20 protein-coding genes are annotated in these 19545 nt (G+C 40.9%); 3 read left to right on the plus strand and 17 right to left on the minus strand.

Annotated features, from left to right (window positions below; genetic code table 11):
• Window positions 1–41 precede the first annotated feature (41 nt).
• Window positions 42–923 carry a YitT family protein gene (locus tag ID12_RS16140; RefSeq protein ID WP_008342375.1) on the minus strand — a complete coding sequence of 294 codons (882 nt, stop codon included), beginning with the start codon at window positions 921–923 and terminating at the stop codon, window positions 42–44.
• A 140-nt stretch (window positions 924–1063) separates the two neighbouring features.
• Here ID12_RS16140 and ID12_RS16145 point away from each other — a divergent pair, with 140 nt between their 5' ends.
• On the plus strand, window positions 1064–1318 hold the full coding sequence (locus ID12_RS16145) for a DUF2624 domain-containing protein (protein ID WP_008342377.1): 255 nt from the start codon (window positions 1064–1066) through the stop codon (window positions 1316–1318).
• Window positions 1319–1367: 49 nt separating this feature from the next.
• On the opposite strand, the gene ID12_RS16150 is transcribed toward ID12_RS16145, so the two are convergent.
• Together ID12_RS16150 and ID12_RS16155 are read right to left on the minus strand one after the other, a co-directional pair.
• Window positions 1368–2261: a deoxyribonuclease IV gene (locus tag ID12_RS16150; RefSeq protein ID WP_048001534.1), complete on the minus strand. Its 894-nt coding sequence runs from the start codon at window positions 2259–2261 to the stop codon at window positions 1368–1370.
• A 9-nt stretch (window positions 2262–2270) separates the two neighbouring features.
• Window positions 2271–3590 carry a DEAD/DEAH box helicase gene (locus tag ID12_RS16155; RefSeq protein ID WP_048001533.1) on the minus strand — a complete coding sequence of 440 codons (1320 nt, stop codon included), beginning with the start codon at window positions 3588–3590 and terminating at the stop codon, window positions 2271–2273.
• A gap of 155 nt (window positions 3591–3745) precedes the next feature.
• On the opposite strand from ID12_RS16155, the gene vrrA reads away from it, so the two are divergent.
• Window positions 3746–4441 (plus strand): VrrA/YqfQ family protein, encoded by a 696-nt coding sequence (vrrA, locus tag ID12_RS16160; protein ID WP_050827415.1) that lies wholly within the window; start codon window positions 3746–3748, stop codon window positions 4439–4441.
• 156 nt (window positions 4442–4597) lie between these two features.
• Window positions 4598–5542, plus strand: a complete 945-nt coding sequence (locus ID12_RS16165; protein ID WP_007501283.1) for a 4-hydroxy-3-methylbut-2-enyl diphosphate reductase — start codon at window positions 4598–4600, stop codon at window positions 5540–5542.
• A 36-nt stretch (window positions 5543–5578) separates the two neighbouring features.
• Here the strand turns inward: ID12_RS16165 and ID12_RS16170 are convergent, their stop codons facing one another.
• From ID12_RS16170 to ID12_RS16230, 14 genes are all read right to left on the minus strand, one after another.
• Window positions 5579–6700 (minus strand): Nif3-like dinuclear metal center hexameric protein, encoded by a 1122-nt coding sequence (locus ID12_RS16170; RefSeq protein WP_048001530.1) that lies wholly within the window; start codon window positions 6698–6700, stop codon window positions 5579–5581.
• Entirely contained in the window at window positions 6693–7409 is a 717-nt protein-coding gene (locus tag ID12_RS16175; RefSeq protein ID WP_017367620.1) for a tRNA (adenine(22)-N(1))-methyltransferase, read from the minus strand. The genes ID12_RS16170 and ID12_RS16175 overlap by 8 nt, the downstream gene beginning before the upstream one ends.
• 120 nt (window positions 7410–7529) lie before the next feature.
• Window positions 7530–7889: a cytochrome c550 gene (cccA, locus tag ID12_RS16180; RefSeq protein WP_008342390.1), complete on the minus strand. Its 360-nt coding sequence runs from the start codon at window positions 7887–7889 to the stop codon at window positions 7530–7532.
• Between the two features lie 301 nt (window positions 7890–8190).
• Entirely contained in the window at window positions 8191–9312 is a 1122-nt protein-coding gene (gene rpoD, locus ID12_RS16185; RefSeq protein ID WP_008342392.1) for an RNA polymerase sigma factor RpoD, read from the minus strand.
• Between the two features lie 203 nt (window positions 9313–9515).
• Complete coding sequence (gene dnaG, locus ID12_RS16190; RefSeq protein ID WP_050827417.1) at window positions 9516–11345, minus strand: DNA primase; 1830 nt, start codon at window positions 11343–11345, stop codon at window positions 9516–9518.
• A gap of 33 nt (window positions 11346–11378) precedes the next feature.
• On the minus strand, window positions 11379–11879 hold the full coding sequence (locus tag ID12_RS16195; protein ID WP_008342395.1) for a YaiI/YqxD family protein: 501 nt from the start codon (window positions 11877–11879) through the stop codon (window positions 11379–11381).
• A gap of 261 nt (window positions 11880–12140) precedes the next feature.
• Window positions 12141–12962 carry a pyruvate, water dikinase regulatory protein gene (locus ID12_RS16200; protein WP_008342399.1) on the minus strand — a complete coding sequence of 274 codons (822 nt, stop codon included), beginning with the start codon at window positions 12960–12962 and terminating at the stop codon, window positions 12141–12143.
• Window positions 12963–12987: 25 nt separating this feature from the next.
• The gene (locus ID12_RS16205; protein ID WP_024423017.1) at window positions 12988–13626 is read right to left on the minus strand and encodes a transcriptional regulator CcpN; all 639 of its coding nucleotides are present in this window, start codon (window positions 13624–13626) and stop codon (window positions 12988–12990) included.
• A gap of 166 nt (window positions 13627–13792) precedes the next feature.
• Entirely contained in the window at window positions 13793–15838 is a 2046-nt protein-coding gene (glyS, locus tag ID12_RS16210; protein ID WP_050827418.1) for a glycine--tRNA ligase subunit beta, read from the minus strand.
• On the minus strand, window positions 15831–16718 hold the full coding sequence (glyQ, locus tag ID12_RS16215) for a glycine--tRNA ligase subunit alpha (protein ID WP_050827420.1): 888 nt from the start codon (window positions 16716–16718) through the stop codon (window positions 15831–15833). The genes glyS and glyQ overlap by 8 nt, the downstream gene beginning before the upstream one ends.
• Before the next feature lie 329 nt (window positions 16719–17047).
• A complete protein-coding gene (gene recO, locus ID12_RS16220; RefSeq protein ID WP_007501304.1) occupies window positions 17048–17818 on the minus strand; it encodes a DNA repair protein RecO in 771 nt (256 codons plus the stop codon).
• 35 nt (window positions 17819–17853) lie between these two features.
• A complete protein-coding gene (locus tag ID12_RS19155) occupies window positions 17854–17997 on the minus strand; it encodes a YqzL family protein (RefSeq protein ID WP_008342408.1) in 144 nt (47 codons plus the stop codon).
• A 147-nt stretch (window positions 17998–18144) separates the two neighbouring features.
• A complete protein-coding gene (gene era / locus ID12_RS16225) occupies window positions 18145–19050 on the minus strand; it encodes a GTPase Era (RefSeq protein ID WP_007501305.1) in 906 nt (301 codons plus the stop codon).
• Complete coding sequence (locus ID12_RS16230) at window positions 19043–19441, minus strand: cytidine deaminase (RefSeq protein WP_008342410.1); 399 nt, start codon at window positions 19439–19441, stop codon at window positions 19043–19045. The genes era and ID12_RS16230 overlap by 8 nt, the downstream gene beginning before the upstream one ends.
• Window positions 19442–19545: the final 104 nt, after the last annotated feature.

Below are 19545 nucleotides of genomic sequence, written 5' to 3' on the forward strand. Positions count from 1 at the left end.
ATTTCATTATATAAAAGAAAGATAAAAAAGTAAAATAAAAGCTAATGAATGGCTGTTTTGAATTTACCGCCTTTTGTTTCATGCGTATCCATAATCGTAATAAAAGCTTGACCATCAATTTCAAACACAATAGATTTCAGCTTCGTAATTTCAAGTCTTGTCACGACGGCGTAAATGACATCTTTTTCTTCATCGGTATAACCGCCTTTTCCTCTAAGCTTGGTCGTTCCCCTGCCGAGACGATGAAGGATCGCATCTGAAATTTCATCATAATAATCCGAAACGATAATGACAGCTTTTGTTTCATCTAGTCCTTGAATGACAGCATCAATTGTTTTCATTGCCAAATAATATGTCATGACAGAATACATAGCTTGCTCCGGTCCGAAGACAAAGCCCGCCCAAATAAAAATGAACACATTGACGATCATGACAAACTCACCGACGGAGAAAGGAATTTTTTTCGTCAGAAGAATTCCTAAGATTTCCGTTCCGTCCATTGAGCCTCCATTCCGTATCACAAGCCCAACGCCAAACCCGAGTAATAGCCCTCCAAATACAGTAGCTAAAATCGGCTGCGTCGTAAATGCTTCTACATGATGGAGTGAAGATTCAATCACGGCCAAGCTGACAATCCCAATCACAGTGGAAATCAAGAAGGTTTTCCCAATATGTTTGTATCCTGATATCATAAATGGAATATTTAAAATGACAACAATCGTCGCGAAATTAATGAATGGGTTATCCGTAAAAAGATAATCCAAAATAAGCGAAATGCCGATGATGCCTCCATCAATAATATTGTTTGGCACTAAAAATAATTCAATGCTGACTGCTGCACATGCAGCTCCTACTAGAATCAGAAAAATTCTCAAAATAAAATGAGGCACTGATTCCTTTCTATGCTGTTTACTATTTGCCATACGTTCTCCCTTCTACACATGTTTAGTTTTCAATGAACATTTTATTCACTTTACTATTTTATCATTTCACAGAGTAAAATAAAATTTTTTGCACATTTTCCGTTTTCGCCCATACATTGATACAGAGGGGAGGAATGGAATTGATTTTAATCCAAAAAATTGTGTTGCAGCGTCTGAATCAGATCACAGCAAATGACTTGTTAAGGTATGCGAAACAGTATGGGGTCAGTTTAACATCCAATCAGGCTGCTGAAGTCGCCAAACTCATGAATGGGAAAAACGTCAATATTTTTAACGATGCAGAGCGCAACCGGTTGCTTAAGCAAGTGGAAGCGATTACGTCTAAACAAACTGCACAGACCGTCAACGATCTGTTTAATCAGTTCACAAATTAGGCAAAAAAGGGCCGCATTTAGCGGCACCTCATCACATTGCATGCACTTTTTATTGACCCGTAATCTTATCTAGTAAACCTTCATCAAATTGCTTTTCTTTCAACATCGCAATTTCGAATTTATAAGGTGGTTTCTTGTTCTTTTTATCTTCACCTACATAAGGCGTTTCTAGAATCTTCGGCACATCTTGAAGCTGTGGATGATGAACGATATAGCTCAGGGCATCAAAACCAATTTCTCCAAAACCGATATTTTCATGTCGGTCTTTTCTTGCGCCTTGTACATTTTTACTATCATTAATATGAAGAACTTTGATTCGGTCGATCCCGACAATTCGATCAAATTCTTCTAAAACTCCATCAAAATCACTCACAATGGGATAACCTGCATCGTGCGTGTGACACGTATCAAAGCAAACAGAAAGTGCTTCGTTATGTGTCACACCGTCAATAATTTGGGCAAGCTCTTCAAAGCTTCTTCCGCACTCTGATCCTTTTCCCGCCATTGTTTCCAGCGCAATTTGAACCTCCTGCCCCTTCACAATGACTTCATTGAGACCTTCAATGATTTTTTGAATTCCAGCATCTGCACCTGCTCCGACATGCGCACCTGGATGAAGAACAATTTGTCTTGCACCTAGCGCTTCTGTACGCTCTATCTCAGAGCGAAGGAAGTCCACTCCAAGCTCAAATGTCGCTGGATTCACTGTGTTCCCAATATTGATAATATACGGTGCATGAACGACGATATCTGTCATACCATGCTCTTTCATATGCGTTTGTCCAGCTTCAATATTGAGATCTTCAATTTTTTTACGGCGCGTATTTTGCGGTGCACCTGTATAAATCATAAAAGTATTTGAACCATAAGAGGCAGCTTCCTCACTCGCTGCAAGAAGCATATGTTTTCCGCTCATGGATACATGTGATCCAATCTTCAACAATGTGTCCCCCTACTTTCCGTTACGCTTTGACTTTCTACGTTCTTGTCTTTTGATCTTATCCATCTCACGTGTCATTTTCTTTTTATATCCAGGTTTGACGGCTTTCGGTTTTCTGACAAGGCGTTTTGCTTTTTCTTCAATTTCATTTGGTGCTTTTTTACGTCTTTGACGCTTCAAACGATCATCTGCATCTCGCCATTCGCCATGAACAATTGTTTTGTTTTCAAACACAACACCCATTTTTTCAATTTGAACGAGTGCATCCTCATCAGCGAGATCATAAATGGTCATTGCAATGCCAGATGAACCAGCGCGAGCCGTTCTTCCCACACGGTGAACATAAAAATCAAGATCGGATGGGAGCTCATAGTTAATCACGTGGCTGACGCCCTTAATATCAATCCCGCGGGCAGCAAGATCAGATGCCACAATATAGGTGAACTCCAAATCTTCAATTTGTTTCATCACTTTTTTACGTTCACGAGGCGTTAAACCGCCATGAAGCACCCCAATTTTCATTCCTTTTTCCTGTAGGAATGAGGCAATTTCATCAACAGTTGATTTTGTATTGGCAAAGATGATCCCTAAATAAGGCTGTACATTCGTCACCATTTCATGAAGTAATTTTAATTTATCACGTTGTTTAGATGGAACTAAAATATGCTGAATGTTTTCAGCCGTAATGCGTTTCGGTTCAACATGTGCATATTTCGGATTATCCATATATTTTTTGAGGAAAGGTTTTAATTTTTCTGGAATAGTTGCTGAGAACACGAGCATTTGCAACTGTTCTGGCATTTGTGAACCAATACGATCCACATCTTCTAAAAAGCCCATATCTAGCATAAGGTCTGCTTCATCAATGACAAGAGATGTTGCTTTGTACACATTCAGCGCTTGCTCATGAATAAGATCAGCAATACGTCCAGGAGTGCCGACCACTAAGTGCGGCTGATTCTTTAGCTTTTGAATGGATTTCTGCTTGTCCGTTCCGCCAATGTAAAGCTTTGCCTTGATTTCTTCTTCTGGAGACGTATTTTTTAAGATCGTTTGTGCTTCTTTAAAAATTTGATTCGCTAATTCTCGTGTTGGTGCAGTAATGACCACTTGTACTTGCTCTTTGCTTGGATCAATTGAATGAATAAGCGGCAATAAATACGCATGGGTTTTCCCTGTCCCTGTTTGTGACTGTCCAATCACGCTTTCACCTTTTAAAACAGCAGGGATGATTCTTTTTTGAATATCAGTCGGCTCATAAAAGCCCAGTTCATGAATAGCATCTATAATAAAAGACTTTAATTCATATGTCGTAAATTTCGTTTCTTTCATGTTTTCACTCCTTAAGGCAATGCCTTTTTGCTCATCTCCTCATTATAGCTGATTTTCAGCAAAAAAACCATGTCCGCTTTTCTCACAGGAAACCAAATGATACTTCCCTGCATAACCTATGAAGAGAAAGAGAATGCAGTAAGGGAGGTACAAGTATGTTAGGGCAAAGGCCTATGGGCGATTTTCAGCCGCATCGTCCCTCACGCCGGCACCTTGGAAATGGCGGTCAGCCCGGGATTTTTCAACGGAGACAGCAGGCTCCGATCGAACAGCCTTTTCAAGGGCAAGGCAACCAATTTCAACAAATGATGCCTCGCGGCGGTCTACGCGGGATGGGTGGCATTCCTGGAGGCGAAAGCCGAGCACTAGGCGGCGGCGCCGGAATTAAGGGCATGCTGGCAAAATTTCTTCCTGGAGCTGGAGGAGCAGGGATCTCTGGAGCTGGAGGTGGTGCGGGATTACAAGGAATCCAGAGCTTCGCAAACCCTGCGAACCTTTCAAGCATGTTAGGAAATGTTCAAAAAGTACTCGGAATGGCGCAGCAATTCACGCCTATGATTCAGCAATACGGTCCTTTAGTCAGAAATTTGCCTGCCATGATTAAACTCTATAGCCAGCTTGGCAGTGCGGATGATGATGAAACAAATACGAATGATGCAGACGAAGAACCAAAAGAAATCACTGCAGAAACAGACGTTCCGCACGAACCGGTTGATGATGAAATAGAAGAAGGAAAAGAAGAAGAACCAGAGGACATCCTTGTCAAAAAAGGGACTGTACACACATCATCTGCTCCTGAAGCAAAACCGAAAAAAAGATCGGGCAGTTCCATTCCGAAACTATATGTCTAGTGATCTTTTAAAGGCGAAGTGTTTCCCATGTATAACAATCTTTGATATATGCGCTTACTTTGGCTATAATGAAGGAAGAGAATGATCAAAAGCCGTTTTTCACGGCTTTTTATATTGTTCTTCTCTAGCAGCACTTCCCTACAGGAGGACGAATAAATGAATGTAATTAAAATTTCGCCGCGTGGCTATTGCTATGGCGTTGTAGATGCAATGGTCATTGCTAAAAATGCCGCACTTGATAAAAACTTGCCACGCCCAATTTATATATTAGGTATGATTGTGCACAACAAACATGTCACAGATGCCTTCGAAGAAGATGGAATTTACACACTGGACGGACCAAACCGTCTAGATATTTTAAAACAGGTTGAAAGTGGCACAGTGATTTTCACCGCTCACGGCGTATCTCCTGAAGTCCGTCAAATTGCAGAAGAAAAAGGCCTTGTCGCCATTGATGCGACGTGTCCAGATGTCACGAAAACACATGAACTCATTTCAGAAAAAACAGCTGATGGATATGACATTATTTATATCGGGAAAAAGGGGCACCCTGAGCCAGAAGGAGCCGTCGGTGTTGCACCTGACAAAGTGCACCTTGTCGAAACAGAAGCTGATATTAAAGCGCTCGATTTAACGTCAGATAAACTACTCATCACCAATCAGACGACAATGTCTCAGTGGGATGTTCATGATCTGATGGAGCTCATTAAAGAAAAATACCCTCACGTCGAGTACCATCAAGAAATCTGCCTTGCGACACAGGTACGTCAGGAAGCTGTGTCACAGCAAGCAGGCCAAGCCGATCTGACCATTGTGGTCGGCGATCCAAAAAGCAATAACTCAAATCGTCTGGCGCAAGTGTCAATGGAGATTGCAGGAACGCAGGCTTACCGAATTGGTGATCTCAGTGAGTTAAAGCTTGAATGGCTCCAAGGTGTAAAAACAGTTGCCGTTACTGCAGGTGCTTCCACACCAACACCTATTACAAAAGAAGTCATTCGTTTCTTAGAAAACTATGAACCTGATGATGAATCGACATGGAAAATTGAACGGACGGTTCCTCTTTCTAAGATATTACCTCGCGTGAAAACAAAGAAATAAAAAAACGTCAGAGCTGCTATGCTCTGACGTTTTTATTTACACAAATTGAAACGGATTTGTGTTTGATTCTGATACAAAGAATTGCACATCATATTTTTTATCTGTACATAGCGATTCTAGCTTTGTCTTCACGCCCTCTTTCATGATCTTTTCTGCGTAATGACCTGGGTCCACTACATTCAGTCCGAGCATCATGGCATCGTGAGCGACATGGAAATAAAGGTCGCCAGTCACGTACACATCTGCACCCATTCTTTTCGCTTGATGGATATATTTATTTCCGTCTCCTCCAAGCACAGCTACTTTTTTCACGACCGCTTCCTGATCTCCTACAAAACGCGCTCCATTCACATCTAACTTCGTTTTCACAAATTGAGTGAAGTCTTTAAGTGTCATAGGTTCTTTTAATTCTCCAATACGGCCAAGGCCTTTTTGAATAGGAGGAAGATCTGTCGTGTGTACACTGTAAGCCACTTCTTCATAAGGGTGTGCTTTGATCATTTCACGAATCACTTGTTTTTCAATACTCGCTGGGAAAATGGTTTCAATTCGTACTTCTTTCACAAATTCCAATTTACCCGTCTCACCAATAAATGGCACAGCTTCTTCTGATGGCAGAAAACTGCCTGTCCCTTCATTTGAAAAAGCGCAATGACTGTAGTTGCCAATATGGCCAGCTCCCGCATTTCCTAAAGCCGTCCTGATGGCCTCTTCAAATTCCACTGGGACATACAAAGCTAGCTGCTTAATTGGATCTTCGTATGTTGGAACTAGCACTTTTGTTTCCCCGAGCTCTAAAGCCTCTGCAAGCAAGTCATTGACTCCTCCATCAGCCACATCCAGGTTTGTATGTGCTACATACACCGCAATATCATGTTTGATGCATTTCTCAATGATCCGTCCTGCCGGCTGATCTGTCGCCACATGTTTTAATGGACGGAAAATTGGCGGATGGTGGGCAATAATGAGATCCACCTTCCGCTCAATTGCCTCATCTACCACATTTTCTAATACATCTAAGGTGATCATGACATTGGTCACTTTTTTATTCAGCGTTCCAATCTGGAGCCCAATTTTATCACCTTCCACCGCATATGCCTTTGGTGAGAATTGCTCAAATAATTGGATGATTTCATGCCCGTTCACTGTTTTAGCCAACAGTCAAAACCTCCTTTAGCATTTTTATTTTCGCATTCAGCTCTTTCAGACGTTCTTTGTTCTCTTCCGTCGGCGCTGCTTTTTGAATCTGGCCTTCTATATGCTCCATGTGCTGAAGCTCATTCATCCATTTGCGCCGGAAGACATCATTTTGCTCTTTGGCAAGAAACGGACCAACGAGCATGCCTTTTTCAATCGACATGCCTTCATAGGCTTTATCTTTGTCGCCAGTTTCGGCAATGATGATTTCGTATATTTTGCCATCCTCTTCTAAAATCACTTCATCCATCAATTCATACCCCTCTTGATAGAGCCATAAACGAATATGGTGGGCATGAATATTAGGCTGAAGAATAAGCCTCTCCTGCCCTGTGAGCTTGTGTTTACCTTCATTTAGAATGCTTGCAATAAGTGCTCCGCCCATCCCTGCAATCGTGACAGCATTTACCTCGCCTTTTTCAATCACTTCAAGGCCATTTCCTTTTCTGACTGAAATCTGCTCATCTAATTCAAGCCTATGTACTTGCTGCTTCGCAGATTGAAGTGGTCCATCAGTAATTTCACCAGCAATGGCTTTCAATGCTTTATGATGTAATATCGCATAACATGGCAAATAGGCATGATCTGAGCCAATATCAGCAAAGACCGCCTCTTTTGGTAAAAAGTCTGCGACTCTTTTTAATCGTTTTGACAAATTCATTTCATTCATCCATATCACTACTTTTCTTTAATGTTCATACTTGTCTATCTTATATAAATTATGGACTTTTTAAAAGTCGTTTTCAAATGAAAAAAGCTCTTCTGATGAAAAAGAGCTTTTTGCGCTTTATTATTTAATTTTGGATACCCATTCTGACATTTCATCGAGCTTTTCATTCGGAATTAGCCCGCCTGGCATCCCATTTCCGCCTTCTTGAATTTTCTTCTTGATGTCTGCTACTTCAAGCTTGTCGCCAACACCTTTTAATGCAGGACCAGCGCCACCTTCGTAGTTTTCCCCATGACAGCTAATACAGTTCTGCTTATACAATTCTTCCGGCGTTGCATTTGCGGTCTCTTCTTGCTTTTGCTCTTTGCCCCCAGAGGCAATTTTGTCTTCATCTTTCAGCCCCTTCATTGATAAGAAAAAAGTGAGTCCAATACCTAAAATGGCAATCAATAAGAATGGTATAAGTGGATTCCGTTTCATTTCTTTCATCCTCCCCTTTGTGAAAAACCCCTTTGAGACTATGCAAACAATTCTAATTCTACTTTAATTTTACAAAAAGTAAACGAATTATGATACAAAACTTTGGTCAAGTTCACAGATTAGACAAAAATGATTCAAAATGAGAAAAGAAGCCTTCAGCACATTTAGATGTATTTTTTATACATCTTTTCTCTAAGAACGTTGCAAATTCATTTGTTATTCAGTAAAATATAATCAGATCAAAAAAGCGTTTTCATTTTGATGAAGAAAGAACGGATCTCTCTCAAGATCCGTCCGGTTTCTATTCTAAGAAGTCTTTTAATCGTTTACTTCTGCTTGGGTGTCTTAATTTACGAAGAGCTTTCGCTTCAATTTGGCGAATACGCTCTCTTGTTACGCCAAAAACCTTTCCTACCTCTTCTAATGTGCGTGTTCTTCCGTCATCTAGTCCGAAACGCAGTCTCAGCACATTTTCTTCACGGTCCGTTAGCGTATCTAATACATCTTCAAGCTGCTCTTTTAAGAGCTCATAGGCAGCATGGTCTGATGGAGAAGTCGCCTCTTGGTCTTCGATAAAATCACCAAGATGCGAGTCATCTTCCTCACCAATAGGTGTTTCTAAAGATACTGGCTCTTGCGCAATTTTAAGAATTTCTCTTACTTTCTCTGGTGTTAAATCCATGTCTTCCGCAATTTCTTCTGGCGTTGGTTCTCTACCTAGATCTTGTAGAAGCTGTCTTTGGACACGGATTAATTTATTAATGGTTTCCACCATATGAACCGGGATCCGGATTGTTCTCGCCTGATCGGCAATCGCACGTGTGATCGCCTGTCTAATCCACCAAGTCGCATATGTTGAGAATTTGTATCCTTTGCGGTAATCAAACTTCTCAACCGCCTTCATGAGCCCCATGTTTCCTTCTTGAATTAAGTCAAGGAACAGCATACCACGACCAACATAACGTTTCGCAATGCTGACAACAAGACGAAGGTTCGCTTCCGCTAATCTTCTTTTTGATTCCTCATCGCCTTCTTCAATCTTTTGAGCATACGTAATCTCTTCTTTCGCAGATAGCAAATTGACGCGCCCGATCTCTTTTAAGTACATACGAACAGGATCATTAATTTTGACACCTGGTGGTACGCTTAAATCATTCAGGTCAAATTCCTCTTCTGCCTTAGCCAGCTGCTGAACATTTGGGTCTTCAGTCTCTTCATTTTCACTGATGAGTTCTACACCCTGTTCGCCTAAGTATTCATAGTATTCATCCATCTGGTCTGATTCAATTTCAAAGCTAGACATACGCTCTGCAATTTCTTCGTATGTTAAAACGCCCCGTTTTTTACCCGTTTCAGTGAGCTTATCTCTCACCTGTTCAAAGGTTAATTCAGTTTCAGTTTCGTGGGCTTGTTTATCAGCCATTATGGATCCCTCCTTCCAAAGCTTGCAACGAATTCTAAAGTAACTTGCGATTTGCTTCTGCTCTGCCTTTCTCTCTCTATCAAACAGAATGAGCAAATAGGAATAAAATAAATAATGATGAAGGCAAGATGCTTGCGGTCTTATGCTCCTCCCATTAAAGGATTCATTGCCAGCCGTAAGTCTTGTCATAAATAGTAGACGTATTACTTCAGCGAACGGTTCAACTGAATAATTTCTTTTGCAAGTGTTGCCGCTTTGAAGAAATCTTTTTGCCTCTCCGCCTCTGCACGTTCTAGTTCTTTTTCCTTTATCATTGACAAATTCCGATGATTCAACACTTTTTTTACATAATCACTTAATTCAGCTTCACTTAGTTCGTCTCCAACTTGAATCATGAATATATCCGTCAGGAGCTGATTGATCACATCATCTTCTATACGGTTCATCAGATGCTGCGGGGTCGGCTCCTTGCCTTCTTCATACAATGCATAAATGTATGTTGCCAGCGCTCTGTGCGAATCTATATTAAATTCAAACCCTATCCTATCAAGCACTTTTCGGATCACGTCATCATTTTTCAACATATGTGCAAGGAGCATTCGCTCTGCGTTTTCATATGCCGGCCTTAGACGTTTTCGTCTTACCTGTGTTGACAGATGTGCACGCCGCTTTTCAAGCCCATTTTCTTCTTGCGAGCTCTTGGCCTCTTGTCGCTGCTGCTTTTCAAAAAGCTCCAATTGCTCCTTTAATGAGTCAAGTGAAATGGAGAACTCCCCGGCCAGCTGCTTCATGTAAATCTCTTGTTCCAAGGAACCGTTTAATCGGCTGATGTCTCGGAGAACCTGCTTCATGTAAGTCAGGCGGTCTCCTTCGTCAGACAAATTCTTTCCTCTTCGGAAAAAATTCATCTTAAATGTCATTAATGTCACACTTGCATCTATGATGTCATTCCTAAATTTCTCGCCGCCATATTTACGAATGTAATCATCTGGATCAAGTCCATCTGGTATCATGGCAACGCGAACTTTACATCCTCTTTTTCCAAGCAAATCTGATGCTTTCATGGTCGCTTCATACCCGGCCGTGTCAGAGTCATAACATAAAATGATTTCTTCTACGTTCCGCCTAAGAAGCTTTACGTGCTCTTCTGTTAAAGACGTACCCATTGTTGCAACACTTTCGCCAACACCACTTGTGACAGCCGAGATGACGTCAGCAAATCCTTCGAAAAGGACTGCACGTTCGCGTTTTCTAATATGCATACGCGCGTCATGAAAGTGATAAAGCAGCTTACTTTTATGAAAAAGTGGCGTTTCAGGACTATTCATATACTTTGGCTGCTGATCACCAAGTGATCTTCCAGAAAAAGCGACAACCGTCCCGTGATGATCATGAATTGGAAACATGACACGATCTCTAAAGCGGTCAAAAAAACCTGTGCCGTTTTCTCGTTGAATCAAAAGACCAGCCTTCTCCATCATCGCAGGATCAAACCCTCGTTTTTCTAAAAACTTGGTCACGAAATCCCACGAGTCGAGAGCATACCCGATCTCAAACTTGGCAATTGTTTCATCCGTAAAGCCCCTGGACCTTAAATAATCGAGTGCGTTTTGACCTTCCTTTGTATTTACCAGCAAATGGTGGTAAAATTTCTTAAGAAGCTCATGCGCCTCAATCATTTTATGGTCTGCTGTATCCTCTTGCTGTGAGGAACTGATCTGCGCATTCGCTACATGATCCGGCAAATCAATATGGTACTTATCAGCAACATGTGAAACGGCTTCAATAAATGAGTAGCCTTCCATTTGTCTGAGGAACGAAAATACATTGCCTCCTGCACCACAGCCAAAACAATGGAAGATTTGCTTATCTGCTGAAACAGAGAATGAAGGAGTATTTTCACCATGGAATGGACAAAGACCGAAGTAATTCCGACCTTGTTTTCTAAGCTGTACGTATTCTCCAATCACTTCGACAATGTCTGCGTTTTTTTGGATTTGCTCCAAAAGTTCATCTGGTATACGTTTGCTCATCCTAATAACACTCCGTCGTACATTATTCGCCTTTTAATTCAAAAATCCTTCATGATTCGACAGGATTTTTTGTAGTTGGGCAATAAATCGCTTTTTATCCTCTTCTAAAAGCTTTTTGGGACCTTTTCCGTATACACCTTTTCTTCGCTGTTTACTGGAAACATGCCTGCGTTCCAAATCAAAATCAATTGTTTCGTTTGTGTACATTCGTCCTCTTTCAGACAGAACAATGACTTGTCTTGGAAGCAGTAAGGAGGCCAGACCAATATCCTGGGTGACAACAATATCGTGCTTGACAGCTAAGTTCGCAATGACTAAATCTGCTGCTTCCTTATGTGTATCAACAAACCGCCAATCTTCAAGTGGTGATCGTTTGGTTTGAAAATGCTCATATGAAGCAATGAAAGTCACAGGTACTTGAAATTGAGATGCGACAGAAAGGATTTCGTCTTTTACAGGACAAGCATCTGCATCGACATAAATCGTCCTTTCTTTTTTACGTTCATTCAGGTGACTAATTCTCCATCCCTCCACCTTATTCCTGCTTTAGAGAAGCAAAAAGACCATACTTTTCCCCCATAAAGCAATCAACAGTAAAACTCATTTTGTCGAAAAGTTATGTTCAGAATCACTTGACTTCTGCCAATATTAGTTTATTCGTTCTTGACTTAACTTAAACCTAAAATCAATCATTTTATCACAATTTTTTATTATAATACAAATGCAGCAAATATGCTATTGTTTTTGTTTACCCGTTTCCCACCATAGGAAAAACCCAGGAGGAGCATCCTGAGTTTATTCGGAACCTCTTTTGGTCAGCATTTGATGAATGACATTTGCTGTCTCCTCAACTGCTTTATTCGATACATCAACAACTTGACAGTTAATGCGGTCAACCACTTTTTCAAAATATTCTAGTTCCTCTTTAATCCGCTCGATATTCGCATAAATGGCACGGTCATTTAAACCGAGTGATTTTAAACGTTCTTTACGGATATGATTTAGTTTGTCTGGACTAATTTTTAGGCCGATGCATTTTTTTGGATCAACTGAGAATAACTCCTCTGGCGGATCAACTTCAGGAACAATCGGAACGTTTGCTACCTTCAAGCGTTTATGTGCTAAGTATTGAGAAAGTGGTGTCTTAGACGTACGCGATACACCAATCAGCACAATATCAGCCTTTAGAATACCTCTTGGGTCCCGGCCATCATCATATTTCACAGCGAACTCAATGGCTTCTACCTTTTTAAAATAGTCCTCATCTAATTGACGTACACGACCTGGCTCATGTTTCGCTTCATTTCCATATGCCGTCTCCATTTTATCAATAAGTGGACCGATAATGTCATAGTACACGACGCCATTCGCTTCTGCTTCTTCAATTAAGAATTGGCGCATTTCTGGCACAACAAGAGTAAAGCAAACGATTCCATTATCTGCTTTCGCCAATGAAATCACTTCTTTAATCGTACCGACATCCTCTACATATGGGATTCTTCTAATATTTGAATGGTCGGATGAGCCGCCATCAAATTGGCTAAGTGCCGCTTTGACCACGAGCTCTGCCGTTTCTCCGACTGAATCTGATACAACAAAAATTACACGATTACTCATAACATCCCCTCGCAGTCTTCTGTAATTAGATAATTTCGTTCTCTGATAAGCTAACAAGTATTTTCGTCATGTTTGTTTTCGTAATTCTGCCGACCACTTCAAAGCCTTTATCCGTATCTTTTATAACAGGAAGTGCATCTATTTGTTTTTCAATCAAGTGCTTGGCCACATCCATAATAAAATCTTCTTTGCGGCAAACGGTAATGTTCGGCATTCTTGTCATAATAATATGGACAGGTATAGACGGAAGCTCTTGTTTCCCAATACTTGCTCGAAGGAGGTCTTTTCTTGATAACACGCCTGTTAAAATAGAGTGATCGTCCACAACGAATAATGTGCCCACATCCTCTAAAAACATCGTACAAATCGCATCATAAACCGAAACATTCTCGTGTATCACGACCGGAATGGACTGAAAATCTTTCACTTGAAGTTTTTTCAGCTTATCTGCCAGAAGCTGCGTGCCTGTTTTGCCTGTAAAAAAGTAGCCGACCCTTGGTCTTGCTTCTAAAAAGCCAGACATCGTTAAAATGGCTAAATCCGGTCTGAGGGTAGCCCTTGTTAAGTTCAGCCGATCGGCGATATGCTCTCCAGTGATCGGACCATTCTCTTTGACAATCTGTAAAATCTGCTCTTGCCGTTTATTTAACTCGATTGTACTCACCACCTTTAAATAGAGAGAGCGAATCCTTACTTTATGTATATCAATTTCATAACTCATCATATTATAGCGCATCTTCGTCCGAATGAAACAAAAATCCACTCAAAAACCGTGAATTAAATGAGTAAAAAACGATTGCCCTTCGAAAAAGGCAACCGTTCTTAGGTATTTATTTTACAATTAAATTGTTCATATTCGCAAATGATTGAATGACTTTTGCAAGTTTGACCATTTGTGCCAAACGATTTTGTTTCAGTTTTTCATCATCGGCATGAACCATGGTATGGTCAAAATAATGAACAATTGGTGCTTTTAACGTATCTAACGCTTCAAGTGCTGAATGGTACTGTCCTCTTGCCATATACTCGTTGACGGCTTTTTCCGCTTGCTGATACGCTTCAAATAGCTTTTGTTCGTGTTCATTTTCAAACAGTTCAGGCTGAATCTGTGCGTCTTCCCCTTTTTTACTGATTGAAATGACGCGGCCTAGTGCCTCAGCCGTTTCTTTGAAACTCTCCTGTTTCACGCTCTCTTCAAGAACAGCCGCTTTTTTCACAACCGCATATGGTTCAATATTTTCAACATCAAGGACTGCTTCCACCACGTCATGACGGATATGTTCTGCTTGGAGGACATATTTCAAACGGTGTGTTAAAAATTCAATGAGAGCCGCTTCATGTTTTGCATCTACTTGAGCTAGTGCTAAAAGCTCTTTAAATGAAAGATTCCATTGGCGGTCGAGCAGGATTTGAACGATACCGCTCGCTTGTCTTCTTAATCCATAAGGATCTTGAGAGCCAGTTGGAATGACATCAATTGAGAAGAATGAACAAATAGAATCTAGCTTATCCGCCACTGCAACAATCGCCCCAATAAGTGTTGACGGCGCATCGTCACCGGCAAAACGCGGCATATAGTGCTCGTTGATACTCTTTGCCACTTCTTCATGCTCGCCAAGTGCTCTAGCATATTTTTCACCCATGATTCCTTGCAATTCTGGGAATTCATAGACCATCTGAGTCACAAGGTCAAATTTAGAAATACTGGCTGCTCTTGCAGCGCGTTTAGACGTTTCTTCATCTGCACCCACATGATCTGCTAGGCGGACGGCAATGTCTGTTACTCTTTTCAGCTTGTCACCAATCGTGCCAAGTTTCTCATGGAATACGACTTTATCAAGCTTTTGAATGTTGTCTTCAATGACGAGTTTTTCGTCTTCTTTATAGAAAAATGCCGCATCTGATAAACGTGCACGAAGGACCTTCTCGTTCCCTCTTGCCACATTTTCAAGTGCCTCACTGTTTCCATTTCTGACCGTAATAAAGTGCGGCAGTAATTCCCCTTGTTCATTTTTCACTGGGAAATAACGCTGATGCTCTTTCATTGTCGTGACAAGCACTTCTTCCGGCAGCGCAAGAAATTCTTCTTCAAAAGAACCAAATAGAACGGTTGGATATTCAACGAGATCGTTCACTTCTTCTAGAAGCTCAGGATCAACTGGAATGACCCAGCCTTTTTCGGAAGAAAGCGCATGTAATTGCTCAGTAATTAATTGTTTTCTTTTATCTGAATCTACAATGACAAATTGATCTCTTAATGTTTGCTCATAAGAAGCTGGTGTGTCAATGCTGGCTGTCGTCCCTAGGAAACGATGTCCTCTAGTCTCCCGTCCGCTTTTCACTCCTGCAATTTCGACAGGAATGATCTCTTGACCAAATAAACAAACAATCCATTTAATTGGACGGATATAGCGTAAATCCTCGCTTCCCCATCTCATGTTCTTTGGAAAACTCAATGAAGCTGCAATGTCACCCAATGCTGGAAGAAGGTCTTTGACTTGTTTTCCTTCTTGAAACTTTTGGACATGGACATAATCCACACCTTTGATGTCTTTGAAATAAAGATCATCTGTTGAAGCACCTTGTCCGCGGGCAAAACCTTCGGCAGCTTTTGTCCAATTGCCTTCAGCATCTTGAGCAATCTTTTTAGCCGGTCCTTTTGCTTCTTCTTTGATGTCCTCTTGTTTTTCTGCAACACCTTTGACGAGTACAGCTAGACGTCTTGGTGAATTAAATAAAGCAACGTCTTCGAATGAAATATTTTGCGCTACGAACCAAGCTTTTACTTTGTCACCTAGTTGCTTTGTGCTTTCTGGCATGAAACGAGCCGGCATCTCTTCTAAGCCGATTTCAAGTAATACATCTTGTTTATTCATGAGAAGCCGCCTCCTCTTTTAGCATAGGGAATCCTAGTTTTTCTCGTTCTTCGTAATATGTTTTGGCTACTTTTCTCGCTAACTGACGTACTCTTCCGATATAACCTGTTCGCTCAGTCACAGAAATCGCGCCTTTGGCATCAAGCAGGTTAAATGTGTGAGAACATTTGAGTACATAATCATATGCCGGGTGAACAAGCCCTTTGTCCATTTGGCTATGTGCTTCTTTTTCATATGTTGTAAATAAATCGAACAGCATATCCGTATTAGATGTTTCAAACGTATACACAGAATGCTCGTATTCAGCCATTAAGAATAAATCTCTTACAGTAAAGCCATCTGTCCATTCAAGATCAAATACATTTTCTTTGTCCTGAATGTAAGAAGCAAGACGCTCAATTCCGTATGTGATTTCAACAGAAACTGGCTTACATTCTAAACCGCCGACTTGCTGGAAATACGTAAATTGCGTAATTTCCATTCCATCAAGCCAAACTTCCCAGCCAAGTCCTGCGCAGCCAAGAGATGGGTTTTCCCAGTTGTCTTCAACAAAACGAATATCATGTTTCAGCGGGTCAATGCCAAGCGCCTTCAATGATTTTAGATACAGTTCTTGAATATTGTCAGGTGATGGCTTAATGATCACTTGAAATTGATGATGTTGATACAATCTGTTTGGGTTTTCTCCATATCTGCCGTCAGCCGGGCGTCTTGACGGTTCTACATAGGCTACCTTCCATGGCTCTGGTCCAATGCTTCTGAGGAACGTGTATGGACTCATCGTTCCAGCACCTTTTTCTGTGTCATATGCCTGCATTAATACGCAGCCTTCATTTGACCAATGCTTTTGCAGTGTCAAAATCATGTCTTGAATATTCAATGATCGCACCTCCATCTTTTTTACACCATCCGCTATGTATGGCGGTGGGGCCTAGAACCTTTTTGCAAAACACAAAAACTCCCGTCTCTATGCTCACAAGGTTCCTTGCAAACATAGGGACGAGAGTTTTTCCCGCGGTTCCACCCTATTTGCTGGTGTCGTAGCACCCAGCCGCTTTGTTTTACGTTGCTCAAGAATGCCTTTCGTTACGTGTCCATCCTTAGCTCACACCGTCCTAAGGTCGCTTTTATGGCTGATACGTAAGTACTTCTTTCTGTCAATGCAACATATTTGATCTTAGATGATCTTACAAAAAGTCACGAGAGATGTCAACTTTTGTTTTCGCCGTCCATTAGCTTTTTCATGGATTCCATTTGATTCATGAATTTTTTTGATTTTAAATAAAGACCTGAATACTCTTCATAATAATGATCGAGCACTTGACGAATTTCTTGTTTCGTCTGTGGTTTCACGTCAACCTGACCAAGCCTTGATAAATCAAAATAATGAAACAAACGGAGCAGTCTTGCTGCTGCTGGGGATAAGGGCAGTTTATATGGATCTTTAGAAAAGCATTGCCTACAGATGAATCCGTTATCTCTAATTGAGAAATGGAACTGCCCTTCTTTTTGACCGCAGTGTACACATTGGTCCAGTTCAGGCTTCAACCCCATCACTGACAGCATTTTAACCTCTACGATAAATAAAATAATATCAGCATCTGTGCCTTCATTGAGATGGCGTAAAGATTGAAGAAGAAGTTCAAACAAGTAAGGGTTTGGCTTCTTTTCTTCTGTTCCTTTATCAAGTAATTCTGTCATATATGCGGCATATGCAGTCAGAAATAAATCTTCCCGAATGGTTCGCATGCTTTCCATCATTTCACCTTGCTGGAGCGTTCCAAGTCCTGTTGATGATTGGATCAGGAAGGTTCCGTATAAAAACGGCTGGCTTATGGCTGACAGGCGGCTGTTCGATTTCTTAGCGCCTCTTGCCATCACACCAATTTTCCCATGTTCTCTAGTGAGCAGCGTGACAATTTTGTTTGTTTCGCCATAATCTGTTGTTCTAAGGACGATTCCTTCACTTTTAATGAGCATTTGTCTACACTCCGAGCATTGGAGGGGGTCAAGAATTATAAGATTGGAAAATCAAGTCGTGCTATTTCTTCTTCAAGTACATCGGGTCTTTCCAGGTTCTCCTTTTCTAACTCTTTGAAAAGCAGATACGTGTCAACGCTTCCTGTTTGTGAAAATACGTTCCATGTAAAATTCAACATAAAAACCCCACCTTTCTTTATTAGAAGCAGCAACGCTACATCCAACATATTAATTTTATCTTGACCAGGCTACCTCCATTTCATGATAAACAATTTTTACTAATCGAACCGCACCATTGTCAGATCTACTAACAACTGTATCGGTTTTTAATATTCGTCTTCTCTAAATCCGAAATCACGAAGATGTGTGGATTTATTACGCCAGTCCTTCTGCACTTTTACCCAAAGCTCTAAATACACCTTTGAGCCTAAAAGTGCTTCAATGTCTCTGCGCGCTTTTTGTCCCACTTCTTTTAATAAGCTGCCGCGCTTACCAATCACAATCCCTTTTTGTGAATCACGTTCTACGACGATGGTCGCTGCAACATGAATCTTGCCGTTTTCATCTGGCTTGATCGATTCAATTGCAACCGCAATACTGTGAGGGATCTCTTCTCTCGTTAAATGCAGCACTTTTTCACGAATTAATTCAGAAATAATAAATCGCTCTGGGTGATCTGTTACTTGATCTGCCGGATAAAATTGAGGGCCTTCTGGAAGATAACCTTCAATTTGCTGAAGAAGCGTATCAATGTTGTTGCCTTCAAGTGCTGAAATTGGCACAATTTCCTTAAATGGGTAACGTGTACGGTATTCATCAATTAAAAGGAACAGTTCATCCGGATGAATTTGGTCAATTTTATTGACGACAAGGAACACCGGTGTCGATGTTTGCTTTAGTCGTTCAATGATGAATTCATCACCTTTTCCATAGCCTTCCTGTGCGTTGATCATAAACAAGATCAGGTCGACTTCCTTGAGTGTATTTTGAGCCACCCTCATCATAAAATCGCCAAGTTTGTGCTTCGGTTTATGAATTCCTGGTGTATCGATAAAAATCGTTTGTGACGTGTTCGTTGTCAGAACACCTTGCACTTTGTTTCGAGTCGTTTGAGGCTTATCACTCATAATCGCAATCTTTTGTCCAATTACACGATTAAGAAAGGTCGATTTCCCTACATTTGGTCTTCCAATAATTGATACAAATCCTGATTTGAAGCTTTCGTTAGTCATTTAAATCCTCCGGTGAAAATGCGCCTGGCAATAGTTCGTTTACTGTCGTTTCGTATATATGACCTTTTAAGTTCGTTAGAATCACTGGCATATCAGGTGCACATAGCTCTGAAATGACCTGTCTGCATGCGCCGCATGGTGAAACAGGCCGATCTGTATCAGCCACTACTGCAAGCATTTGAAAAGATGTGATGCCCTCTGAGTACGCTTTAAAAAGTGCTGTTCTTTCCGCACAATTACACATACCATATGCTGCATTTTCAATATTGCAGCCGCCATACACTTTTCCGTCATGCGATAATAATGCTGCACCGACTTTGAATTTAGAATAGGGTACATATGCAAAATCTCTTGCTTTGACTGCTTCTGAAATCAACTCTTGTTTGTTCATTCTAGTTCCCACTTTCAGAAGAAATGGTACCACTGTCACATTTATATTTTACATAATTCACGTGACATTTTCACGCCCATTTCTAAAAATGTTAATAAATAGTA

The sequence above is a fragment of the Bacillus altitudinis genome, from assembly GCF_001191605.1.
Classification (GTDB): domain Bacteria; phylum Bacillota; class Bacilli; order Bacillales; family Bacillaceae; genus Bacillus; species Bacillus altitudinis.

What these genes read in the sequence shown, in the direction of transcription:
- ID12_RS16140 (WP_008342375.1), bottom strand. Translation starts at nt 923, where the DNA reads ATGGCAAATAGTAAACAGCATAGAAAGGAATCAGTGCCTCATTTTATT.
- ID12_RS16175 (WP_017367620.1), bottom strand. Translation starts at nt 7,409, where the DNA reads ATGAATGAAATGAATTTGTCAAAACGATTAAAAAGAGTCGCAGACTTT.
- era (WP_007501305.1), bottom strand. Translation starts at nt 19,050, where the DNA reads ATGACTAACGAAAGCTTCAAATCAGGATTTGTATCAATTATTGGAAGA.
- recO (WP_007501304.1), bottom strand. Translation starts at nt 17,818, where the DNA reads ATGCTCATTAAAAGTGAAGGAATCGTCCTTAGAACAACAGATTATGGC.
- ID12_RS16200 (WP_008342399.1), bottom strand. Translation starts at nt 12,962, where the DNA reads ATGAGTAATCGTGTAATTTTTGTTGTATCAGATTCAGTCGGAGAAACG.
- ID12_RS19155 (WP_008342408.1), bottom strand. Translation starts at nt 17,997, where the DNA reads ATGTTGAATTTTACATGGAACGTATTTTCACAAACAGGAAGCGTTGAC.
- rpoD (WP_008342392.1), bottom strand. Translation starts at nt 9,312, where the DNA reads ATGGCTGATAAACAAGCCCACGAAACTGAAACTGAATTAACCTTTGAA.
- ID12_RS16165 (WP_007501283.1), top strand. Translation starts at nt 4,598, where the DNA reads ATGAATGTAATTAAAATTTCGCCGCGTGGCTATTGCTATGGCGTTGTA.
- glyS (WP_050827418.1), bottom strand. Translation starts at nt 15,838, where the DNA reads ATGAATAAACAAGATGTATTACTTGAAATCGGCTTAGAAGAGATGCCG.
- vrrA (WP_050827415.1), top strand. Translation starts at nt 3,746, where the DNA reads ATGTTAGGGCAAAGGCCTATGGGCGATTTTCAGCCGCATCGTCCCTCA.
- ID12_RS16155 (WP_048001533.1), bottom strand. Translation starts at nt 3,590, where the DNA reads ATGAAAGAAACGAAATTTACGACATATGAATTAAAGTCTTTTATTATA.
- dnaG (WP_050827417.1), bottom strand. Translation starts at nt 11,345, where the DNA reads ATGAGCAAACGTATACCAGATGAACTTTTGGAGCAAATCCAAAAAAAC.
- ID12_RS16230 (WP_008342410.1), bottom strand. Translation starts at nt 19,441, where the DNA reads ATGAACAAACAAGAGTTGATTTCAGAAGCAGTCAAAGCAAGAGATTTT.
- cccA (WP_008342390.1), bottom strand. Translation starts at nt 7,889, where the DNA reads ATGAAACGGAATCCACTTATACCATTCTTATTGATTGCCATTTTAGGT.